At 62.9% G+C, this 22,303-nt stretch carries 15 protein-coding genes and 1 pseudogene; 10 read left to right on the forward strand and 6 right to left on the reverse strand.

Annotated features, from left to right (window positions below; all coding sequences use genetic code 11):
• The first annotated feature begins 16 nt into the window (after nucleotides 1-16).
• From U5A57_RS12120 to U5A57_RS12140, 5 genes are all read left to right on the forward strand, one after another.
• On the forward strand, nucleotides 17-1,135 hold the full coding sequence (locus tag U5A57_RS12120; RefSeq protein WP_321911108.1) for a patatin-like phospholipase family protein: 1,119 nt from the start codon (nucleotides 17-19) through the stop codon (nucleotides 1,133-1,135).
• 94 nt (nucleotides 1,136-1,229) lie between these two features.
• Nucleotides 1,230-2,000, forward strand: a complete 771-nt coding sequence (locus U5A57_RS12125; protein WP_321911109.1) for a hypothetical protein — start codon at nucleotides 1,230-1,232, stop codon at nucleotides 1,998-2,000.
• 54 nt (nucleotides 2,001-2,054) lie between these two features.
• Entirely contained in the window at nucleotides 2,055-2,834 is a 780-nt protein-coding gene (locus U5A57_RS12130; RefSeq protein ID WP_321911110.1) for a phosphoribosyltransferase, read from the forward strand.
• A gap of 392 nt (nucleotides 2,835-3,226) precedes the next feature.
• A complete protein-coding gene (locus U5A57_RS12135) occupies nucleotides 3,227-6,202 on the forward strand; it encodes a patatin-like phospholipase family protein (protein ID WP_321911111.1) in 2,976 nt (991 codons plus the stop codon).
• A gap of 138 nt (nucleotides 6,203-6,340) precedes the next feature.
• Nucleotides 6,341-7,198: a lipase family protein gene (locus tag U5A57_RS12140; RefSeq protein ID WP_321911113.1), complete on the forward strand. Its 858-nt coding sequence runs from the start codon at nucleotides 6,341-6,343 to the stop codon at nucleotides 7,196-7,198.
• A 14-nt stretch (nucleotides 7,199-7,212) separates the two neighbouring features.
• Here U5A57_RS12140 and hydA read toward each other — a convergent pair whose 3' ends face one another.
• The 5 genes from hydA to U5A57_RS12165 all read right to left on the reverse strand — a co-directional run bounded on the left by hydA (nucleotide 7,213) and on the right by U5A57_RS12165 (nucleotide 14,409).
• Entirely contained in the window at nucleotides 7,213-8,667 is a 1,455-nt protein-coding gene (gene hydA, locus U5A57_RS12145) for a dihydropyrimidinase (protein ID WP_321911114.1), read from the reverse strand.
• 44 nt (nucleotides 8,668-8,711) lie between these two features.
• Nucleotides 8,712-10,214 (reverse strand): NCS1 family nucleobase:cation symporter-1, encoded by a 1,503-nt coding sequence (locus tag U5A57_RS12150; protein WP_321911115.1) that lies wholly within the window; start codon nucleotides 10,212-10,214, stop codon nucleotides 8,712-8,714.
• Nucleotides 10,215-10,287: 73 nt separating this feature from the next.
• Nucleotides 10,288-11,565, reverse strand: a complete 1,278-nt coding sequence (gene preA, locus U5A57_RS12155) for an NAD-dependent dihydropyrimidine dehydrogenase subunit PreA (RefSeq protein WP_321911116.1) — start codon at nucleotides 11,563-11,565, stop codon at nucleotides 10,288-10,290.
• 62 nt (nucleotides 11,566-11,627) lie between these two features.
• Nucleotides 11,628-13,022 carry an NAD(P)-dependent oxidoreductase gene (locus U5A57_RS12160; RefSeq protein WP_321911118.1) on the reverse strand — a complete coding sequence of 465 codons (1,395 nt, stop codon included), beginning with the start codon at nucleotides 13,020-13,022 and terminating at the stop codon, nucleotides 11,628-11,630.
• Nucleotides 13,023-13,143: 121 nt separating this feature from the next.
• On the reverse strand, nucleotides 13,144-14,409 hold the full coding sequence (locus U5A57_RS12165; protein WP_321911120.1) for a Zn-dependent hydrolase: 1,266 nt from the start codon (nucleotides 14,407-14,409) through the stop codon (nucleotides 13,144-13,146).
• Nucleotides 14,410-14,756: 347 nt separating this feature from the next.
• On the opposite strand from U5A57_RS12165, the gene U5A57_RS12170 reads away from it, so the two are divergent.
• Nucleotides 14,757-15,476, forward strand: a complete 720-nt coding sequence (locus tag U5A57_RS12170) for a TetR/AcrR family transcriptional regulator (protein WP_321911327.1) — start codon at nucleotides 14,757-14,759, stop codon at nucleotides 15,474-15,476.
• A gap of 61 nt (nucleotides 15,477-15,537) precedes the next feature.
• Here U5A57_RS12170 and U5A57_RS12175 read toward each other — a convergent pair whose 3' ends face one another.
• Complete coding sequence (locus U5A57_RS12175) at nucleotides 15,538-16,314, reverse strand: helix-turn-helix transcriptional regulator (RefSeq protein WP_321911121.1); 777 nt, start codon at nucleotides 16,312-16,314, stop codon at nucleotides 15,538-15,540.
• Nucleotides 16,315-16,448: 134 nt separating this feature from the next.
• Between U5A57_RS12175 and U5A57_RS12180 the strand changes: the two genes are divergently transcribed.
• The 4 genes and pseudogenes from U5A57_RS12180 to U5A57_RS12195 all read left to right on the forward strand — a co-directional run bounded on the left by U5A57_RS12180 (nucleotide 16,449) and on the right by U5A57_RS12195 (nucleotide 22,093).
• Nucleotides 16,449-17,396, forward strand: coding sequence for a DMT family transporter (locus U5A57_RS12180; RefSeq protein ID WP_321911122.1), 948 nt, complete (start codon nucleotides 16,449-16,451; stop codon nucleotides 17,394-17,396).
• A gap of 213 nt (nucleotides 17,397-17,609) precedes the next feature.
• Complete coding sequence (locus U5A57_RS12185) at nucleotides 17,610-18,098, forward strand: MaoC family dehydratase (protein WP_321911124.1); 489 nt, start codon at nucleotides 17,610-17,612, stop codon at nucleotides 18,096-18,098.
• On the forward strand, nucleotides 18,095-19,780 hold the full coding sequence (locus tag U5A57_RS12190) for a class I poly(R)-hydroxyalkanoic acid synthase (protein WP_321911125.1): 1,686 nt from the start codon (nucleotides 18,095-18,097) through the stop codon (nucleotides 19,778-19,780). Before U5A57_RS12185 ends, U5A57_RS12190 begins: the two co-directional genes overlap by 4 nt.
• Nucleotides 19,781-20,172: 392 nt before the next feature.
• Nucleotides 20,173-22,093, forward strand: a pseudogene (locus U5A57_RS12195) (SMP-30/gluconolactonase/LRE family protein).
• Nucleotides 22,094-22,303 lie beyond the last annotated feature (210 nt).

Here is a 22,303-nt window from a genome sequence, read left to right on the forward strand (position 1 = left end):
CGACGAGAGAAAAGCCATGGCGACCGAGCAATCCCCGAGCGGTGTGCAACAGTCCGGCCCCAAAGTCGCGCTCGCGCTGCAAGGCGGAGGCTCGCACGGCGCGTTCACGTGGGGCGTGCTCGATCGACTGCTCGAAGCGACATCGCAGGGAACGCCACTCAATGTCGCGGCGATCAGCGGCGCGAGCGCGGGCGGCATCAATGCGGCGCTGTGCGCAGCGGGCCTCGCCACCGGCGGCGCCGCGAAAGCGCGCGAGATGCTTCGCACCTTCTGGGAAGCGGTGTCGCGCGCCGGCACGCTGGCCGGCAATGCCCTCTTCGGCTTTTCCGAGCCTGGGCCGTTCGGCGGCTGGAATATCGACTGGAGTCCCGGCGCCATTTTCACGGAGGTCGTGGGGCTCGTCGCCTCGCCTTACAACAATCCCTTTTATCGCGATCCGCTCGGCCCGCTGATCCACGCCACACTTTCGAAAACGGCTCTCTCCACGCTCAACACAACGCGCGGCGCCCCGCAGCTTTTCATTTGCGCGACCAATGTACGAACCAACGAACGCGCCATCTTCACGCAGCCCGACATCTCCGTCGAGGTGCTGCGCGCCTCCGCGTGCCTGCCGAGCGAATTCCGTACCGTGGAGGTCAACGGCGTGCCGTACTGGGATGGCGGCTATCTGGGCAATCCGCCGTTGGCCCCGCTGATCGCCCACGCGCAGGACCTGATCCTGATTCTCGTGAATCCGTTCGCGCGCCACGACATGCCGCCTAAAAACGCACGCGGCATTCTGGAGCGGCTCAACGAAATCGGTTTCAACGCCTCCGTCGTGCTGGAGATCAACGCGATCGAAGCGGTCAACCGCGTGCTCGACTCGGTTGGCGAGGAAGCCGCAAGCAAAAGCCGCTACAAGACCGTCCGCTTCCATCTGATTCGCGACGACGACTTTCTCGCGAAGTTCGGCTTCGTCTCCAAGAGCAGTACGTCCTGGTCGTTGCTCAAGGCGCTGTTCGAGCGCGGACGCGAGGTGGCGGACGGATGGCTCGAACATGACTACGCGAATCTCGGGCAAACGTCTTCGCTTGACGTAAAGGACGCGTTGCTCGATCCAACGCTCAAGCAAGGCAACGCGCCGCACTCGCAGTGACGCTCGCTCGAACGGCGGCTCAATAGCGTACAGTGACGCTTCGCGCACGGTGGTCCAGGAATCGACCTGGACTCGGCCTTGAGGGAGCAGATCGATGCCGTTCGAATATATCGATGTCGAAACAGCAGTCCAGCGGGACGGATTGCGCATGGTCGTGGTCGGCGGCGTTCCTAGCCCCTGGAGCGAGGCGGCCAAGGGCATCCTGCATATCAAGGGTATCGAGTGGGCCGCCGTGCGACTCGCCTACGACAGCGAGACCCTGAAAAAGTGGACCGGGGAGTTGAGCGCGCCCGTGCTCATGGTTGGACAGGAGCGGCCGCGCCGCGGTTGGGCGGATATTCTTCTGCTCGCGGAACGGCTGGTGCCCACGCCTTCGTTGCTGCCGGACGACCCCGCGGAGCGCGCTCTGGCTTTTGGCCTCGCGCATGAACTGTGCGGCGAGTGCGGTTTGGGATGGTCGCGCCGTTTGCAGCTCATTCATGCAGGTTTGCACAATAGCGGCGGCTTCCCCGAGCGGGTCGCGAAATATCTGGGCAAGAAATATGGGTACAGCCAGGAAACCGGCGCGGCGGCGACCGGGCGCGTAACCGCCGTGCTGGGAATGCTGGCCGCGCGTCTGAAGGCGCAGCGGGCGGCGGGGTCCTCGTATTACATCGGCAATACCGTGACCGCGGTCGATGTCTACAGTGCCAGTGTTGTCGGACTTTTCCGCCCGCTACCGGATGATGTGTGTCCGATGGACGCGAGCGTGAGGGCCGCATTCGAAATGCGCGACCCCGAGACCGACGCGGCGCTGGATCCCATTTTGCTTGAACATCGCGATCTGATGTACGCGCGGCATCTTGCGCTGCCGCTTTCGCTGTAGATGAATTGACGCCACGTGAGCCTGAATTTCGCCCTTAAGATGGAGCAAAAATAGATGGACACCGAGTTCGCCAAACGCCCCGTCTACTTCTATGGCTACGACGACATAGAAACGTTTTGCCTGTCCAGAAGAGACCCACTGAGTCACGAAAACGTGGGTTTGATACTCGGCATCTTGCGAGGCGGCGCCATACCCGCCCTGATGCTTTCGCAGATGTTGGGCCTGCCCGTGGACTTTGTTCACTACGATCGGCGCGAAGCTAAGGCCGAGATCAAAAACAAGAAAGCGCTCGATCTTGTCGACGCCTGCATCAAGGAAGGCAAGAGAATCCTGCTGGTGGACGACGTTGCCGGCGTGGGATATACGCTGGCCAATTGCCGCGATTATTTGCTTTCCCTTGTTAAAGACGAGTCTTCGATCAGGGTGCTGACACTGGTGCACCACGCAAACAGCAGAGCACAAGCGGACTACTACAAAGACTGTTCGTCAGTCCACGCGGTTTTGCCATGGGAGCGCTATGTCACCAGCCACGAGTGCCTCGATGATTTCGCGAAGGCGCAAGCGGCACTGCTGGACGATCAACGGTATAAAAAAACATTGGCCATCGACGACGCTAACTACCCATTGAACCTGAAGCAGGAGTGGAGAGTCGATTGCCGCCTGGCATTCAACGGTGACTATCATTCGATCGTGCATGGCATTCGTGCCGTTGGCCCCGAGGAAATTTATTGCAATAACGAGTCTCTGATCAGCGCCATATTGAGCGAATGCCCGTTCTCCATCATCTATAAAACCATTCATGGCAGACGATACAGAATAAGCGCGTTTGATTGACGATTGAGTCGGCATTGACCGCGCCGACGCCTACCCGCACGTTGTAAGCAAACCAGTCGCTCACCACACGATCTCATGGTCAAGCGCCCAGCGCTACGTGAGTTACCTCAAGTGTTTGCGCTGCTTGTGTTCGCCAGATCACATACGCGTCCCACTATCCGGCCTTTAATTTCCTCATATGTGTTCGAAAGCGCATCTGCAAAGCGCCTGCCGTTAGCGCTTCACGTTCGCCCGGTTCCAGCACCGCTTCGGTAGCAGCCGGCGGGCGGGCTTGCGCGCATGCCAGGGCTCGCCGCCGCAGTTCGAACACGCCACGGTCTCGCGTTCTGCGCCTGTCTGTCCTGCCACTGCGACAAGTGCTGCGCCGTTCATCGTCCAGAGAACAGGAGTGAATGATGCCGGGCCTCCTCTCGTTCCTTGTCAGGACCCTACTGCGGCCCGCCTCCAAACGCGCCAGGGCGCCGACGCCCCCACCCGCGCCGTCCTGGCAATTGCCCACGGACTTCTCCCGCCGCGAGCACGCGCAGGTCGAGCGACACCGGCATGCGGTCGGCCTTCCCGCGTTGCCTCATGCCACCGATGCCTGCGGCCTGGCCATCTCGGGCGGCGGCATACGAAGCGCCGTATTTTCGTTAGGTATCCTTCAGGCGATGGCGGACAAGGGTACGCTCAAGCATTTCGACTATCTATCCACGGTATCCGGCGGCAGCTACATCGGCGCATTCTATGGCAGTCTTTTCGTTCCGGACGAACTGCGCGCCGGAAACCTGCAGCTTGAAAAGTCGGCTTATATCGACCAAGCCAAAAGCGCGTCGGGCAAACTATGCCCGGACGCGCAGCCTGACGCTGCGAACGCGGTCACGCCCATCGCCTATTTGCGCGACAACTGCAACTATCTCGTGCCGAACGGCTTGAAGGACTACCTTCAATATCTCGTGTTCTCGATGAGAAACTGGTTCGCCGTGCAGTACGTAATCGGCGTATCGCTCCTGACTATCCTCCTTGCGTTTGGCCTGCTGGACTTCGCCGCGCACGGCCTGGCGGAGCAGCTCCTCGGGCCGCCCTCGCCAGCATCGAACGTCTGGTGGTTCTACGTACTCTCGCCGCACCCGGCGACCTGGTTGACGCATCCATCGATGGCCACAGCCGGTCTAAAGCAATTGCAGCTGGTTTCGCCGGAAGTGTGCTGGTCTCCGCTGCTCTCGTCCGTACCCGACGTCTGGTGTTCGCCGCTGATCGTGGGCGACCCCTGGTGGGCGCCGCTGCAGTCGGCCGTGCCCGACATCTGGTGGGCCCGCTCGCTGTTGCCCGCGTCCATCGCCGTCTTCATCGCCGCATTTGTTTTCTCTCCGCTCAGCCGCGCCTACTGGCTGACCCAGAACCTCGCGCAGAAAACGGGTTTCGTCGGCAAGTGGCTGCCATTCATCTCGCTCTTCGTGGTCACCGCATTGGCCGTCAGCACGATCGTCATCTTCAACCACGGATCGTCAAAGCCGATCGCAACCCTCCTTCTGGGCCAGCTCAAGCATCCATCCGGCAAACTTCTCGCTGCGATATTCGTCATCAGCACCGGCGTGCTCGGCACCCTGTATCTCATCATTGCATGGCTGTATGTCGGCAAGCGCGGCAGCGGCTCCGGAAAATCGTGGTTCCGCGGGTCGACGCCCTCCTCTTCGCCGCGCTCGGACAGCCGCGCCTTCGTCGACCGCTTGCGCAATGCGCTCACGAACGCGTTCACAACACCGCTTCGCCTCTGTGGACATCGTGTCGGCGCCGGTCCAATTCAGATCGTGCTCTGGTTGCTGCTTCTCGCACTCGTCGACGCGCTCGGCGGCCTCGCATACGAGGCCACTCGCCATGTCTCCATGAACTTCCTTAGCGCGACGAACTCCGGCCCGCTGGGCGCGCTGGCCGGCATCGGGGCGGTGCTATGGACTCTCGCGCGGTTCCTGTTAGCGCAAGGCGACAACATCGTCGGCGGTCTGGCCAAGATTCCGCGCCTCGTTCTCGCTTCGGTCGCCGCCATCTTCGCCGCGCTCGCGACGCTGGCGTTCTGGTCCGCCGTGGCCCTTTCGATCTCGATGGTCATATGGCGGCATTACGGCAACGGGCACGACTACGCCACGCGCATGGCGATCCTGTGCGTCGCCTTTCTCATGCTCGCGATCGTCGACGGCCTGTGCATTCAGTTCCTGAACCTCTCGACTTATCAGCGGCTCTATAGCACACGACTCACCCGCGCTTTCCTGGGCGCAACGAATGCCGAGCGGTTGCGCACGCCCGCCATGCGCGATGTGACCAATCTCGTAGCCGGCGACAGCATCACGATGGGAGAATATTTCCACTCACGCAGCCATGCGCCGGTGCATCTCATCAACGCGACGATCAACAAGACGATCGACTGGGACTCGTCGCTGGTGCAGCGCGGCGCGCGGGGGCTCGCCTTCAGTATCGGACCAGCAGGCATGACCGTGGGCGCGAGGCTCGGCGTGCTCGAGTGCGAATGGGAAAGCGCGAATGATATTTCGACGCCGGCGTGTTACGTGCGCGGCGACTTGCGCACGCGTGACATCTGGCTCGAATCGATGACGCTAGGAGACTGGGTCGCCATTTCCGGTGCGGCTGTGAGCACCGGGCTCGGCCAGAATACGCACGTCGGCTACTCGCTGCTGCTTGGCGTGGCCAATATCCGCCTGGGCTATTGGTGGGACACGTATTCGAAGCCGTTCCGGTTCGGTGCGGTGAACTTCGAGCGCAAGCGTGTACCGATACCCGATGCGAACCTCCCTCACCGTTTTCTCTCCGAGAAGCTCTTCGGCACGCAGTTCTGCCTCATGGACGAACTGATGGGCGAATTCGACGGACCTCGTGGCCGACGCTGGTATCTCACCGACGGCGGTCATTTCGAAAACACGGGCGCCTATGAATTGCTAAGGCGTAAGCTGAAATTCATTGTGCTGATCGACAATGGCTACGATCCGAAATACCGGTTCGGCGATATCGCTAACCTGATTCGCCGCGCGCGCGTCGATTTCGGCGCCGAAATTCGCGAGCCGGCCACACGGCTTTCGCTCCCGTCGTCATTGCGCCTGAATCCGGCCCATATCGCCCTGTCGATCGGGGAATTCAGGAAGAAGCGCAAGTTTCTCGCGCTCCAGTTTGCCGTCAAGTTCGCCGACGCAAGCGACGGACAGATACTGGTCATCAAGCCGCGCGTCACGTCTGCCGCGCCGCCCGACGTGCGGGAGTATCGCAAGCAGAACCGCACGTTTCCGAACGAGACCACGGCGAACCAGTTTTTCGACGACATCCAGTGGGAATCGCATCGCGAGTTGGGCTACTCGCAGATGCGCAATCTAATGCAGTAAGCGGCACGCTTTTGAAGCGCTTTTATCCCGGAAGCGATTCTATGCCCGCTTTATCGATTCGAGCCCCGCAGTGATCTGCCATTGCCCCGCGAATGCGTGGCAACAAAGAAGAAGCTCAACGCGAAAATGGAGGTACACATGCCGACTATCCCCTACGATCCGTCGCTCAACGCGCTCAACTCACCGGGACTCAGGCCAACAGTGTTCACCGCCGGTGTCAACTATGACATCGACGGACTGTGTGCCGAATTCGCCCGCCTTGCCTACATACGCTACGAGAATGGCGCCGCTGAACGCCAACAGCTCGACCAAGCGCTCGCTCTGGTCGGTTTTCAAGGCGCTGTCACCTTCAACTTTGCAGGCGATGACGTGCACGGATTTGGCGCCGTGAGGCAAGCCGACGGCCTCGCCATCCTCGCCTTCCGCGGAACGGACCCGCAGTCGATTAGCGATATCGCGGATGATCTGAAATTCAACTTGACGGACTGGCCGGAAAGCGCTGGCCAGGTTCACGCTGGATTTGCGGGCGCTGCCCGCGGCTTGCGCAGCGCAGTGGAGAACTGGTTGCAGAAGACCGGGCCGACTCGATCGCAACTCATATTAACGGGCCATAGCCTTGGTGCGGCCATCGCGACGCTCTTCGCCAGCCTATGCAAGCCAAGCGCCCTCGTGACGATCGGCTCGCCGCGAGTGGGCAACGCGGCGTTTGTCGCAACACTCAACGGGTTGCACATCACGCGCTATGTCGACTGCTGCGATCTCATCACCGATTTGCCGCCGCCTACGCTTAGCGGATACGTCCACGCGGGAGCGTCGAACTACATCACGCGCGAGGGCGAGCTTGCGCCGCACGCAGACGACGCCTTCGTGCAAGCTGACCGAAGCGCCGCGCGCGACGACTATCTGCTCAATTGCGCGTGGCGCATCGGTAACGTCGTGGTGCGCGACCTCGCGGATCACGCCCCGATCAACTACGTGAGAAGTCTGGTGCCTTGAAACAACGGTCGACGTCAGGACGCATCGCCCTCACGATGCACCGGTTGCGTTTCCTTCAAGCTCTTCGCAAGCCGCGACGCCTGCAGATAACCGGGATTCGCCGGACGCTTCAGGTAACGCCCGGCGCCGCGCCGCGCACGCAGATCGCCGTTCGCCCACACGAGTTCGCCTTGCGAGACCGTGTGCGTGGGCACGCCGCGCACCGTCATGCCTTCGAAGACGTTGAAGTCGACGTTTTGGTGATGCGTCTTCACCGAGATCGTACGCGTGGCCTCCGGGTCCCACACGACCAGATCGGCGTCGGCGCCAACGGCCACCGCGCCCTTGCGCGGGTACAGGTTGAATATCTGCGCGGCGTTCGTGGAGGTCACCCGCACGAACTCGTTTGGCGTAAGCCTTCCCGTGTTCACGCCCTGATCCCATAACACCGCCATGCGATCTTCCACACCGCCGCATCCGTTCGGAATCCTTGTGAAATCGTTGCGGCCCATTGCCTTTTGCGAAGCGCAGAACACGCAGTGGTCGGTCGCCGTGGTGTGCAGCAACCCGCCCTGAAGGCCGCGCCAAAGCGCGTCGCGATGCTCTTTCGTGCGGAACGGCGGGCTCATGACATGGGCGGCCGCGCGCGTCCAGTCCGGGTCGCGATAGACGGACTCGTCGATCACCAGATGCCCGGCGAGCACTTCGCCGAACACGCGCTGCCCTTCGCTGCGTGCACGGGCGATGGCTTCGAGCGCGTCTTTCGCCGAGACATGCACGATGTACACCGGCACGCCCAGCACCTGCGCAATGCGAATGGCGCGATTCGCCGCCTCGCCTTCGACTTCCGGCGGCCTTGAAAGCGGATGCGCCTCCGGCCCCGTGAAGCCGCGCGCAAGCAACTGACGTTGCAACTGGAAGACGAGTTCGCCGTTTTCGGCATGCACAGTGGGCAACGCGCCCAGTTCCAGCGAACGCGCAAAGCTGTTCACGAGAATCTCGTCGTCGGCCATGATGGCGTTCTTGTATGCCATGAAGTGCTTGAAGCTCGACACGCCGTGTTCGTTCACGAGCAGCCCCATGTCGCGATGCACGCTGTCGTCCCACCACGTGACCGCCACATGAAAGCCGTAGTCGGCGGCGGCCTTTTCGGCCCAGCCGCGCCATTCGCGAAACGCGTCCATGAGTGGCTGCTTAGGGCTCGGAATCACGAAATCGATGATCGACGTCGTGCCGCCCGCGAGGCCGGCCGCCGTGCCCGTGTAGAAGTCGTCGCTAGCCGTCGTGCCCATGAACGGCAGTTCCATATGCGTGTGCGGGTCGATGCCGCCCGGCATCACGTACTGGCCGCCCGCGTCGACCGCGGTCGCGCCCGCAGGCGCGTCGAGGTTCTCGCCCACGGCCTGGATCACGCCGTTTTCGCACAGCACGTCCGCGCGCCAGCTCTTGTCCGCATTGACGATGGTGCCGCCTCGAATCAGGATCGCCATGATGCCATGTCTCCTTCAGTTGAACGATTTCACGCCGCCATGCCTCAAGCGCTCGCCACGCTCGGCCTCCGGCTCTTGCCGAGCTTCATCATCACGCCGTACACGATCGCCGCAATGGCAAGCCCCACGAACCACGCATAGGTGTAGATGCTTTTGAACGCGTCGGGCACGGAGGGAAACGCGTTCGGAAACGCGGTGTTGAGGAATCCCGGCAGGTTGGGCAGCACGCCCAGGACGAGGGCGATCACCGCTGCCATATTCCAGCCGTTCGAGTAAGCGTATTCGCCGCTTTCTTCGAATAGCTCGGCCGTATTCAGGCGCGTGCCGCGTACGAGAAAGTAGTCGACGATGAGAATGCCCGCCACGGGCCCGAGCAGCGCCGAATAGCCGACGAGCCAGGTGAAGATGTAGCCCTGCGTGGTGGCGAGAATCTTCCACGGCATCATCACAATGGCGATGCCCGCGGTAATCAGGCCGCCCGCCTTGTACGAAATGGCTTTGGGCCAGAGGCTGGAAAAGTCGTAGGCCGGGCCGACAAGATTGGCGGCGAGATTGCAGCACATCGTGTCGAGCGTGAGGATGACGAGCGCGATGCCCACGCCAACGCCTTCCATGCGGCTCGTGAGGTCGATAGGGTCCCAGATCGCCTTGCCGTAGATCACCACCGTCGCCGAAGTCACGACCACGGAAACCACCGAAAGCAGCGCCATCGGAATAGGCAAGCCGATGGCCTGGCCGACAAACTGGTCCTTCTGCGTTTTCGCGAAGCGCGTGAAGTCGGGAATGTTGAGCGCAAGCGTGGCCCAGAAGCCCACCATGGCCGTGAGGCTGGGCCAGAACGTCGCCCAGAAGAGCCCCGCCTTCTTGCCGCCCGCGACGAACTGGGAGGGTTGCGAGAGCATCGAACCCACCCCGCCTGCCTTCGAACAGGCCCACCACACGAGCACCACGCACATCACGACCTTGATGGGTGCGGACCAGCTTTCGAGCCAGCGGATCGAATCGGTGCCGTGCAGGATGAAATAAAGCTGCAGCACCCAGAACACAAGGAAGCACGCGCCCTGGCCGATAGAAATGCCGAGAAACGGCAGCGCGTCGCCCACCAGCGCGTTATGCGTGAGGATATTGATGAGCGTATAGATGGCGCTGCCGCCCAGCCACGACTGGATGCCGTACCAGCCGCACGCCACGATGGCGCGCAGCATGGCAGGCAGCTTCGCGCCCTGGGTGCCGAACGAGGAACGCACGAGCACAGCATAGGGAATGCCGTATTTCGTGCCTGCGTGGCCAATCAGCAACATCGGCACGAGCACGATGAGATTACCGAGCAGCACCGTGAGCACCGACTGCCACGGCGACATGCCCTGCTCGGTGAGCCCCGCCGCGAGCATGTACGAGGCGATGTTCATCACCATGCCCACCCAGAGCGCCGCGAAGTGATACCAGCGCCACGTGCGCTGCGCAGCGCCGGTTGGCGCGAGATCGTCGTTGTATAACTCGCTTTCGGCGCGGCGCGCGCTGGCGTCGCCAGTCAAGGGTTGACTCATGGTTGCGGTTCTCCGTGGCTTGTCGTTGGTTTCTTTCGTTTCGTTCGGTTCGGCTCAGTGCGGTTTCAATGCGTCAGGCGGCCTTCGGGTCGGCCACGCGTGCAGGGTTATTCGGATGCGTGGTCCAGTTCGCGTAGCGGCCCGAGTCGACGCGCTCCATCGTGATGCATTGGTCGACCGGGCAGACATGCATGCATAAATTGCACCCGACGCAATTCGCGTCGACCACTTCGAAGTGGCGCTTGCCGTCGCGCGTGGCGGTAATGGCCTGATGCGACGTGTCCTCGCAGGCGATATGGCACAGGCCGCACTGAATGCAGCGGTCCTGGTCGATGCGCGCCTTGATGTCGTAGTTGAGGTTCAGGTACTGCCAGTCGGTGACGTTGGGCACCGCGCGGCCGCGAATGGCGTCGAGATTCGCGTAGCCCTTGTCGTCCATCCAGTTGGAGAGGCCATCGATCATGTCGCTGACGATTCGGAATCCGTAATGCATCGCCGCGGTGCAGACCTGCACGCTTCCCGCACCGAGCACGATGAATTCGGCGGCGTCGCGCCAGTCGGAAATGCCGCCAATGCCGGATATAGGCAGGCCGTGTGTTTGCGGGTCGCGCGCGATTTCCGCGACCATGTGAAGCGCAATGGGCTTCGCGGCGGGGCCGCAGTAGCCGCCGTGCGTGCCTTTTCCATCCACGGTGGGCAGCGGCGCCATCACGTCGAGATCGACGCCCACGATCGAGTTGATCGTATTGATGAGCGAGACGCCGTCCGCGCCGCCCTTCATCGCGGCACGCGCGCCATGGCGTATGTCGGTCACATTGGGCGTGAGCTTCACGAGGCAAGGCAGGCGCGTGCCCTCCTTCACCCAGCGCGTGACCATTTCGATGTATTCGGGCACCTGGCCCACGGCCGCGCCCATGCCGCGCTCGCTCATGCCATGCGGGCAACCGAAGTTCAGCTCCACCGCGTCGGCGCCGGTGTCTTCCACCAGCGGCAAGATCCACTTCCAGTCTTGCTCGGTGCACGGCACCATCAGCGAGACGATAAGCGCGCGGTCGGGCCAATCGCGCTTCACCTGCGCGATTTCCTTGAGGTTCACGTCGAGCGGCCGGTCGGTAATGAGCTCGATGTTGTTCAGCCCGGCAATGCGCTGGCCGCGCCAGGTGGTCGCGCCATAGCGCGAGCTTACGTTCACTACGTGCGGGTCGAGCCCGAGTGTTTTCCACACCACCCCGCCCCAGCCCGCCTCGAAGGCGCGGTTGACGTTGTAGGCCTTGTCGGTGGGCGGCGCAGACGCGAGCCAGAACGGGTTGGGCGATTCAATGCCGGCGATCGTGCAACGCAGGTCGGCCATGATGCGACTCCTTCGAATTGTCTGGTTTCGATGTGTTGATCGCGCAGTTCAAGCCGCGCAGTTCAAGCTGCTCTGGCGGACTGACTCGCAAGGTAGCGGTCGATCGCGCGCGCAGCGAGCTTGCCGTCCTGCACGGCCTGTACCGTGAGGTCGGTTGCACCGTGGCCCGCGCAGTCGCCGCCAGCGAATACGCCTTCGATGGACGTCGCGCCGTCCGCATCCACGGCGATACGCGCATCGCCTGCGCTCAGCTGCAGGCCATCAAGGCCAGCCAGGCCTTCGGGCACGAGCTTTTGGCCAATGGCTTTCAACACCATGTCGGCCTCCACACGCACCATTTCTCCGGTGCCTCGCAGCGCACCGCCTGCGTCGAGCACTGTGCGCTCGAACTCCACGGTCTGCACGCGCGTGTCGCCCGTAATGCGCAGCGGCTTCATCCATTCGACCAGCGCCACGCCCTGTGCGCGAGCGAATGCCTGTTCGGCCCAGGTAGCGCTCATCTGCGCCGCGCCGCGCCGATACACAAGCGTCACCTGCTCCGCGCCCAGCTTGCGGCTTTGCACGGCGGCGTCGATGGCCGTATTGCCGCCGCCGATCACCACCACCTTGCGGCCCACGGCCAGCGTGGAGAGATCGCTGGCTTCGCGCAGGCGTGCGATGAATTCCACGGCATCGAGCACGCCATCGAGCGCTTCGCCTTCGATGGAAAGCGCTTGCGTGCCGCCGAGGCCCACGCCAATGAATACGGCGTCATACGCGGCTCGCAGCTCCGTTAGGGTGATGTCACGGCCAAGGCGCTGCCCCTGATGTATTTCGATCCCGCCGATGGAAAGCAGCCATTGCACTTCGCGCTGCGCAAAGTCGTCGACGACCTTGTATGCCGCGATGCCGTATTCATTGAGGCCGCCCGCCTTTTCGCGCGCGTCGAACACGCTCACGCAGTGCCCGGCAAGCGCAAGCGTATGCGCGCAAGCAAGCCCTGCCGGCCCGGCCCCGACCACGGCAACGCGGCGCCCCGTCTCGCTGGCGCGCTTGAAGAGCGCCGGTGCACCGGCGGCTTCGCGCGCCATCTGGAAGTCGGTGGCATGGCGCTGCAGCGCGCCGATCTGCACTGGTTCGCCATCCTGATGATTGCGCACGCATGCGCCTTCGCAGAGAATCTCGGTTGGGCACACGCGCGCGCACGTGCCGCCCAGCGGGTTTGCGCCCAGAATATCGCGCGCCGCGCCCTTGAGATTGCCGTTGCCGATCTTGCGGATAAAGCCCGGAATATCGATGCCGGTCGGGCAGGCCGCTACGCACGGCGCGTCGTAGCAGTAGTGGCAGCGGTCGGCGGCAATGACAGCGGCGTTGGCGGAAAGCGGCGGCGCGACGTCGGCAAAGTTGCAGCCTAGCTGTTCGGCGGTGAGGCGGCCAGGCGCGATGCCGTCGGCGGCATTCGAGTTGGGCTGGGACATCCGGATGCTCCTTGCGAGGCAAAACACGGACTCGCCGGCTGTGCGGGACGCACAGCCGGTACGTGGGGACAACGGGAATGACAACGCGGCTCTCAGGCCGCTTGCGCTAGCGTCAAAAGCGTCAGCCGGGCTCGCTCGCGCGTTCGAGCATGGCGTGCAGCAGCACGTTCGCACCCGCCTCGATCCAGTCGATCGTCGCGTCTTCGATCTCGTTGTGACTGATGCCGTCGATGCATGGCACGAACACCATCGAAGTCGGCGCGACCGTCGCGAGATAGCACGCGTCGTGGCCCGCGCCCGATACGATCTCGCGGTTCGAATAGCCAAAGCGCTCCGCCGCCGCGCGCACGGAACTCACGCAGGCCTTGTCGAACGGCACCGGCGCGTAATAGAAAATCTGCTCGACCTGCGCTTCCAGCTTGCCTTGCTCTGCGATCTTCGCAATGCCTTCGCGCAGTTCGGCGTCCATCTGCGCAAGCACGTCGTCCAGCGGATGGCGAAAATCGACGGTGAAGAACACGCGGCCCGGAATCACGTTGCGCGAATTCGGATGCACCTGCATCATGCCGACCGTCGCACAGGCGAGCGGCGCGTGGCGCAGGCCAATTTCGTTCACGAGCTGCACGACGCGCGAGGCGCCCAGCAGCGCGTCGCGGCGGCGCGGCATGGGCGTGGGGCCCGCGTGCGCTTCCTGCCCCGTGAGCACGACTTCGTACCAGCGCTGGCCCTGTGCATCCGTCACGACGCCAATGGTCTTGTTTTCGGCTTCGAGTATCGGCCCCTGCTCGATATGCAGCTCGAACGCCGCGTGAATCTTGCGCCCGCCGCACGGCAGCTCGCCCGCGTAGCCGATACGCTGCAATTCCTCGCCGATGGTCTTGCCATCGACATCCTTGCGGGAAAGTCCGTAATCGAGCGTGAAGACGCCCGCAAACACGCCGGAGGCGACCATCGCAGGCGCGAAACGCGAGCCTTCTTCGTTGGTCCAGATCACAGTTTCAACGGGGCGCTCGGTCTGAATGCCGTGATCGTTGAGCGAGCGGATCACTTCGAGCCCGCCCAGCACGCCATAGATGCCGTCGAAACGCCCGCCCGTGGGCTGCGAATCCGCATGCGAGCCGGTCATCACGGGCGGCAAGTCGTTGTTGCGCCCCGCGCGGCGCATGAAGACGTTGCCCATCTGGTCGACGCTCACCGTACAGCCCGCCTCTTTCGCCCATTGCACGATAAGATCGCGTCCCTGTTTGTCGAGGTCGGTCAGCGCGAGACGGCACACCCCGCCTTTGGGCGTGGCGCCGATTTTCGCCATTTCCATCAGGCTGTCCCACAAACGCTGGCCATTCACGTGGATCGCGGTCGTCAGCGCGGCTTCGCTTACTGCGTTCATGCGTGTCCTCCTGTGCGTGTTCGTCAAACGTGCATTCGTGCCACCTTCTGGGGCGGGAAGAACCATGGCGGTGCACGCCTCGGTGACTCTTCGCGATTGCCGAAACCTCGCCCCGCGAATCCTGTCCGATTGGACAGGTTGTAGACGATAAACTTTGCGAATTCAATGCGGTGTTACCAGCGAGAAGCGTGCCATCGATGCTGCAGTGCGCGAAAGCGCCCGCGCCGGTCCACGCGTTTTCCCCGAGTGCGGCGAATGCACGAGGCGCTTACATCGTGACTACAATGAAGCCGTCAAAGGCGCGGGAGCCGCGCGCCGCCTCTTTTCTTCTGAACGGACCGATCATCATGCGCGACGACGAACCCACCACGCGAGCCGCGACCCACGCGCTGCGCGGCACGGCGCACGAACGGGAAGCGGCTGACGCAACGCACAAGCCGCGCCGTCGCAAAGCCGCCATTCGCGAGTCGAACGAAGCGCATCTGCTCGCCTGCGCGGAGGCCGTGTTCGCCGAGCGCGGCTTCGAAGGCGCGAGCACGGCGCTGATCGCCGAGCGCGCGGGCCTGCCGAAGGCGAATCTGCACTACTACTTCCCGACCAAGCTCGCGCTCTACTGGCGCGTGCTCGACGACCTGTTCGAGGAATGGAATGCGGCCGCCAACACCTTCGACGCGAGCGACGATCCGGTCGAAGCCATTGGCGGTTATGTGCGCGCGAAGATGGCACTCTCGCGGCGCAGGCCGCTTGGGTCGAAAGTGTGGGCGAACGAAATCATTAGTGGTGCGACGCATATGCAGGACATCCTGCTCAAGCGCGTGAAGCCATGGATGGAGACACGCGTCACGCTGATCGATCGCTGGATTGCCGAAGGACTGCTTGCCCCCGTCGATCCGAAGACGCTCCTGTTCATGATCTGGGCAACCACGCAGCACTATGCCGATTTCGAGGCGCAAATTCGCGCGCTCTCGGGCAAGCGCGCACTTTCCACGGCGGGGTTCGAGGCGAGCACCGAGGAAGTGGTGCGATTGATCTTGCGTGCAAGTGGCGCGCGCTCGCCTGGGCAATAAGAAAATCGGCAACGTCGTGCCGATCGCCGTCTTGCTGGCATGAACGCGTGCTCAATTAATCTCAGCGGTAAAACTCGGAAGGCGCAACACCAAAATGCCGCTTGAACATCGCGGCAAACGCACTCTGGCTCGTATAACCGTGGTCCAGCGCCACGGTCACGATCTTCTCGCCTCGCGCAAGACGCTCGAGCGCCAGAAAGAGCCGCGCATGCCGGCGCCAGCGCCCAAGCGTCATGCCGGTCTCGCGCTGGAACGCGCGGTGCAGCGTGCGCTCCGCCATGCCCAGCCTGTGCGCCCAATGCGCGACTTCGTGGGGCGCATCCGGCGCGGCGATGATCGCGTCGCAAAGCTTGCGCAATCGCGCGTCGGCAGGCCAGGGCAAATACAGCGGCAGTCGCGGTATCACCGCGAGTTCGGCGAGCAGCAAACGCATGAGCAGGTCGTGGCGGCCGCCCGGCGCGTAGTCGAGCGGCACTTGCACCGCGCCAAGAATCAATTCGCGCAGTAACGGCGGCACCTCGACCACACAGCTGCCTTGCGGCAGATCCGCTACAGCGCCGGGTTCCACGAACACGGTACGCATGCGCACGTTGCCGCTCATGCGTACCGTGTGCTCGAGCCCGGCATCGAGCCATACCGCACGCGTTGGCGGCACGACCCAGCGGCCCGCCTGCGCTTCGATCAGCATGACACCCTCGACCGCATAGAGCAGCTGCGCGCGCCTATGGCTATGCGTGGCGACGAACGCGCCGTGTGGGTAGTCGGCGGCGAGCGCCGCGACCGGCATTGGCGTGTTTTCAAAGGGAACGTGCACGTCCGGCGGCGGGAGGACAGTCATCGGCGTGGGCGCGGGGTCGAAGTTGAGTTGATGTTCGGTGGCAGTTTTGCGACAGGAGTTGCCATTCTAGCGCGAGACAGCCCCCGTTCTGGGCGCGCAATCTCCGGGTTCATTCCACTCGCACACCTACCCCGATGCTCGCTGCTTCCTCGCGCTCCGCGCTCTATTCGCTCTTTCCGGTTACTGCGATTGCGCTGTGGTCCGGCAACGTCATGGTGTCGCGCCTGTCCGCGCACACCATCGATCCGTACGCCATCACCTTCTGGCGCCTCGTGCTCGCCGTCGCGCTGATGAGCCTCTTCGTGCCCGTGGGCGCGTGGCGCAACCGCGCGGCGATCATTGCGCAACTGCCCAGGCTCGCCTTTCTCGGCCTGCTCGCAATGGCGCTGTTCCAGTGCCTCTCCTACGAAGCCGCCAAAACGACAACGGCCACCAACATGGCCATCATGACCGCGCTCGTGCCGCTGCTCACCCTGCTGCTCTCGGTCGTGTTGCTCGGCGAAACGCCGACGGCCGGCATGGCCACTGGCGGCATGCTGTCGTTCGCGGGACTCGTGTGGCTGATCACGGGCGGGCGTCCTGCCGCCCTGCTCGCGGGCGGCGTGCATGCGGGCGATCTGCTGATGCTTTGCGCAAGCGCCGCCTACGCACTCTATGGCGTGCTGCTCAGGCGCTGGCATGTCGGACTGCCTTCGTGGCAATCGACTTATTTCCAGGCGATCGCCGCGTTGCTCTTCATGCTCGTGCCGATGGCGCGCCTTCCGCTCGCCGAAGCGCTGCCCACGCGCGCGAGCCTGCCGCTCATCGCCTACGCCGGATCGCTCGCATCGGTCGTGCTGCCGTTTTTCTGGATGCAAGGGGTGAAGCACCTCGGCCCGAACCGTTGCAGCATGTACATGAATCTGTTGCCTGTGTTCACCGCGGTGCTCGCGGTCGGCGCGTTCGGCGAGCGGCTGTACGCGCATCACCTCGTGGGCGGCGGCGTGGCGCTCGCTGGCGTGCTGCTCGCGCAAACGTGGCGCGTGCCGATTGCGGCCTTTTTTGCGCCCCGTTCCGAAGCCGATGATGGCGCGAAATCTTAAAACTGTGGCGTCCAATCATAAATGCGTTATCCGTGTTTGCCGTATTGTGCGAATTCGACCACGAACCCTGTACTGACGACATTTCGTGTGAACAATCGCGACATGATCGTCGGGCCGCGACAGCATCCTCCGCCGCGCTACGCGAGGTGAGGTGAACCGCCTTCGCCGCATGCCCCAACAGATCAAGCGACAATCATATCTTTAGGATAACGTATGAATGATATTGCAGGATACGACTTCGAAGATCTGGCACCGGGCATGAGTGCGAGTTTCGCCAAGACCATCACCGATGCGGATATCGTGCTGTTTGCCGGCGCGTCGGGAGACAACAACGCCGTGCACATCGATGAAGAGTTTTCGCGCAAGACGCCCTTCAAGGGGCGCATTGCGCACGGCATGCTCAGTGCAAGCATTATTTCCGCCGCAATCGCCGGCCGCTTGCCTGGCCCCGGCACGATCTACCTCGGGCAGAATCTGCGCTTCAAGGCGCCCGTGAGGCCGGGCGACACGGTGCAAGCCACCGTGACGGTGCGCGAACTCATTCCCGGCAAGCGGCGCGTCGTGCTGGACACCGTCTGCACCGTGCAGGGCAAGGTCGTGATCGACGGCGACGCGCTCGTCATGCCCACTTCACGCGCGGATCGCGCTATCGAAGAGCGTTCGGCAAACGACTTCGCGAATACTGCATTGGAACGGGCATGAGCAATCTCTTCAATATGCCCGACGAGGTCGCGCACGGATTTTCCCGCTCGGCGAAAGACTTCCTGAACGCGCTGGCCGGTATTCCCGCGAGCGCAGCCGTTGCGCCAGCCGTGTTGCAGGAAGCGGGTTCTCGCTACTGGGGGCAGCAGTGGGCGCTGTGGACGAACATGCTGAACCTGCAGCCTGCAGGCAGCGAGGCATGCCGCGACCAGCGGTTTCGGGCGGACGAGTGGACCAGCAACACCTGGTACAGCCTGCTGCGGCAGAGCTACCTCGCCAATGGCGGCCTGCTCGAAGACATGATCGGCGCGACGGGCTATGACGAACGCGAAAAGCACAGACTGCGCTTTTTCATGCGCCAGTTCATCGATGCTGCGAGCCCCACGAACTACGCCGCCACGAACCCGGAGGCGATCCGCATGGCCATCGAGTCGAACGGCGAAAGCCTGCGGACTGGCATGACCAATCTGATTGGAGACCTCGCCCGCGGCACCATTACGATTACCGACGAGGCCGCCTTCGAGGTGGGTCAGAACGTTGCTGTGTCCAAAGGGGCGGTTGTCTTCGAGAACGCCCTGTTTCAGCTGATCCAGTACGCCCCGCTTGGCACGCACGTAGCCAAACGCCCGTTGCTCATCGTGCCGCCTTGCATCAACAAGTTCTATATTCTCGACCTGCAGCCTGAAAACTCGTTTGTTCGCTTCGCTGTCGAGCAGGGACAAACGGTATTCATGGTGTCGTGGCGCAACCCCGACGCGCAAACCGCGCATACGACGTGGGACGACTACCTGGAATCGGGCGTGATGGAGGCGATCGATATCGCCCTTGCCATTACCGGTGCGGACAAGGTCAACACGGTAGGCTGGTGCGTGGGCGGTACGATCCTCTCTTCGGCGCTTGCGGTGATACGCGCGCGCGAAGAAGAAAAGGTTGCGAGCCTGACGCTGCTGACGACCATGCTCGACTTCACCGATCCGGGCGATCTCGGTGTATTCATCGACGAGCAAACCGTGTTGCAGCGTGAGCGGGCGATCGGAAGCGGCGGCATCTACCCGGGGCGGGAACTCGGCTTCGTGTTCCAGATGCTGCGCGCCAACGATCTGATCTGGCCTAACGTGATCAACAACTATTTGAAGGGGAAAAGCCCGGCGGCTTTCGACCTGCTGTACTGGAACGCGGATAGCACCAACCTGCCCGGCCCGATGTACACCTGGTATTTGCGCAACATGTACCTTGAAAACAACCTGCGCGTGCCCGGTAAGCTCACCATGTGCGGCGTTCCGGTCGACCTCGGCCGCGTCGACATGCCGGCCTATGTGCTGGCAACCCAGGAGGATCACATCGTTCCGTGGAAATCGGCGTGGCGCAGCACCCAGCTTCTTGGCGGGGAGACCCAGTTCGTGCTCGGGGCAAGCGGACATATCGCTGGCGTCATTAATCCGGCGACGAAGAACAAACGGTGCTACTGGGCAGGCGGCGATGTGAACAGCAACCCTGCAAGTGACGCCGATGGTTGGTTCGCCTCTGCGCAGCAGGCTTCAGGCACATGGTGGAACCACTGGATCGCCTGGCTGCAACCGCACGCGGGTGGGCGAGTCAAGGCGCGCACAAAGCTTGGAAGTGCGAAGTTCCAGCCGACCGAGCCCGCGCCCGGGCGTTACGTCAAGACGCGCTCGAGTTGAGCGACGCGTGCGAGCAGTCATCGCACGTGCTACGCGGCCCTGACTAACTCACGCTCGCCAAACACATGGCGATGTTCCAAACCACGCAACTCGTGTTAGAGGGGGCGGCCTTTCGCCGTGCCCCGCTACCGGGCTTTCCGGAATGGCGGCTTCGTCGCGACGACACGTATTTACCATCGTCAACTCAACGCGCATACCGTTGGCCAATCCGCTGCGCACCATTGACCCAAACCCATGAACGGGTTGACACGCCGAGCGCAATTTCCTGACTACACTTCATAGGCACGGGCGCACAAGCATGACCTCCTGGATGCAACGGTGCTTCCAGTGCGGTCACTTTATGCGCCGCGATTCGCGCCATCCTGGTGCGATGTCTATGGGAAATACGGCGTATGTCCAAAAGCCGGATTCGTGCAGCACTCATCGGTGTCTTCGTCGCCGCCATTGCGCCCGCCAGTCACGCGCAATACACGACCGACTGGCTCGCCAACACGTTTGGCACGCTCGCCGCCCACGTTGGTAACGGCGCACGCTCGATGTGGGTTGCGCCCGAGGGGGTCATCTACACGTCATCGCGCTGGGACGAAAACGCGGGCGGCGTAGCGCTCGCTCTATCAGAACGGCGCCGCGCGTGGCACCGTCGGGGCGCACGACGAATTTCAGGGCAGTGCCATTACCGGCAACGCGACGTCGATCTTCGTCGCGCTCGGTTACAGCCGCGCATTCGGCAGCGGCTCCGTGGGCCGCTACAACCGGAACGCGAATGCGCGCGACCTGCGCATTGCAGTCAGCACGTGGACCGGAATCCAGAACGCAGACGTGATTACGGGTCTCGCAACAGCGGGCACACTGCTCTACGCCAGCGACTACTACGGCAACCGCGTACGCGTGTACACGACCGACGGCGTCTGGCAGCGCGACATCGGCGTGCAGCAACCCGGCGCACTTGCCATCGACGGTGCCGGCAACGTTTGGGTGGCGCGCGAAAACGCTGGCGTGCTCGCGCAGTTCAGCCCAAGCGGCGCACTGCTGAACACGATCCAGATGGCCGCGAGCGCCCGTCCATCGGCGCTCGATTTCGACGCACCGACGAATCAGCTGCTGGTTGGCGACCAAGGGCCCGACATGAACATCAAGTGTTACACCCTGACCGGTGTGCCGGCGCTGGTCGGCACCTTCGGCGTGCAGGGCGGCTATCTCGACACCACCACGGGCATCAAGGGGCAAGTCGGCGACAAGCGCTTCACGCGCGTCGTCGGGATCGGCAAGGACGCAGCCGGCAATCTCTACGTGCTCAATAACGCGTGGGGTGGCGACTGGGATCTCGGGCGCAACGGCAGCACCGACATTCATTCGTACAACTCAACGGGCACGCTGCAGTGGACATTGCAGGCGCTCAATTTCGAGGCCATCGCGGCGCCCGACCCGGCAACGGACGGCGCGAACTTCTACAGCGGCAACACCATCTACACCGGTACGTCAGGCGGCACGTTCGTCGCGAACACGATCGATCCGTTCACCTGGCCGACCGATCCGCGACTGAACATGAGCGACTATCAGCGCGGCCAGTTTTTCGGCCAACTCGTCGTCGCGGGCGGCAACCGCATTCTCGTCGCCTCCGGTCAGAATCCCGACACGTTCAACTTCTTTCATTTCCATCCGTCTAGCGGGTATATCGCCATTCCCGACGGCTCGATTCCAGGCAAGGCGTTCAATACGAATACGAAGGTGACGGGCGGCTTCGCGATCGACGGCAATGGCGACGTCTGGGCCGGTCTCGACCGCACCAACCAGATATTCCACTACCCGCTAGCGGGCTTCGACGCGAACGGCAAACCGTCATGGGGCCCAGCCAGTACGATCCAGATTCCGCGCACCGTGCGGCCGCTCACGCGCATTGTTTATCAAGCGGACAGCGACACGATGATCCTCGCGCAAGGCATTGCGGGAAGCTGGGACTGGACGGCGATGAACGGTCACATCGAGGTCTATCACGGCTGGCAAGCGGGCAACACAAGCGCGCCGGGTCCGGTGATCGATCTCACGAGTCCGAATCCGAAATCGATCGCAGCGGCCGGACACTATCTGTTCGTCGGCTACGTGCATACGGTGCCGAATATCGACGTGTTCGACCTCGACACCGGCAGTCTCGTCACGACGCTGACGAACTCGAATCCAGCCGCAATCGATGTCGGCAACGACGTGGATTCGATGTATGGCATACGCGCGTACCTGCGCTCGAGCGGCGAATACGTGATCACGAAAGACAATTACAACGGATCGAGCATCGTGGTTTATCGCTGGCACCCGTAACCGCATGGCCTTTAATCGCGCAAGCAGTTCGACGAGCGCGACGCGATCCAACGACCCATTGTCGGACGCTTCGCGCTCGGTGCGATGGTTAAGGCGATGCGGGTCGCCAACAATGTACGTGCGCTGAAGCGGCACATGTTCGAGTCGGAAAACCGGTTTCGCGGCAGCGAAGATGCACGCGCAGTGACTCCGCATTAGGGCACGCTGCCG

It is taken from the genome of Paraburkholderia sp. J11-2, assembly GCF_905220185.1.
Taxonomy (GTDB): Bacteria; Pseudomonadota; Gammaproteobacteria; order Burkholderiales; family Burkholderiaceae; genus Paraburkholderia.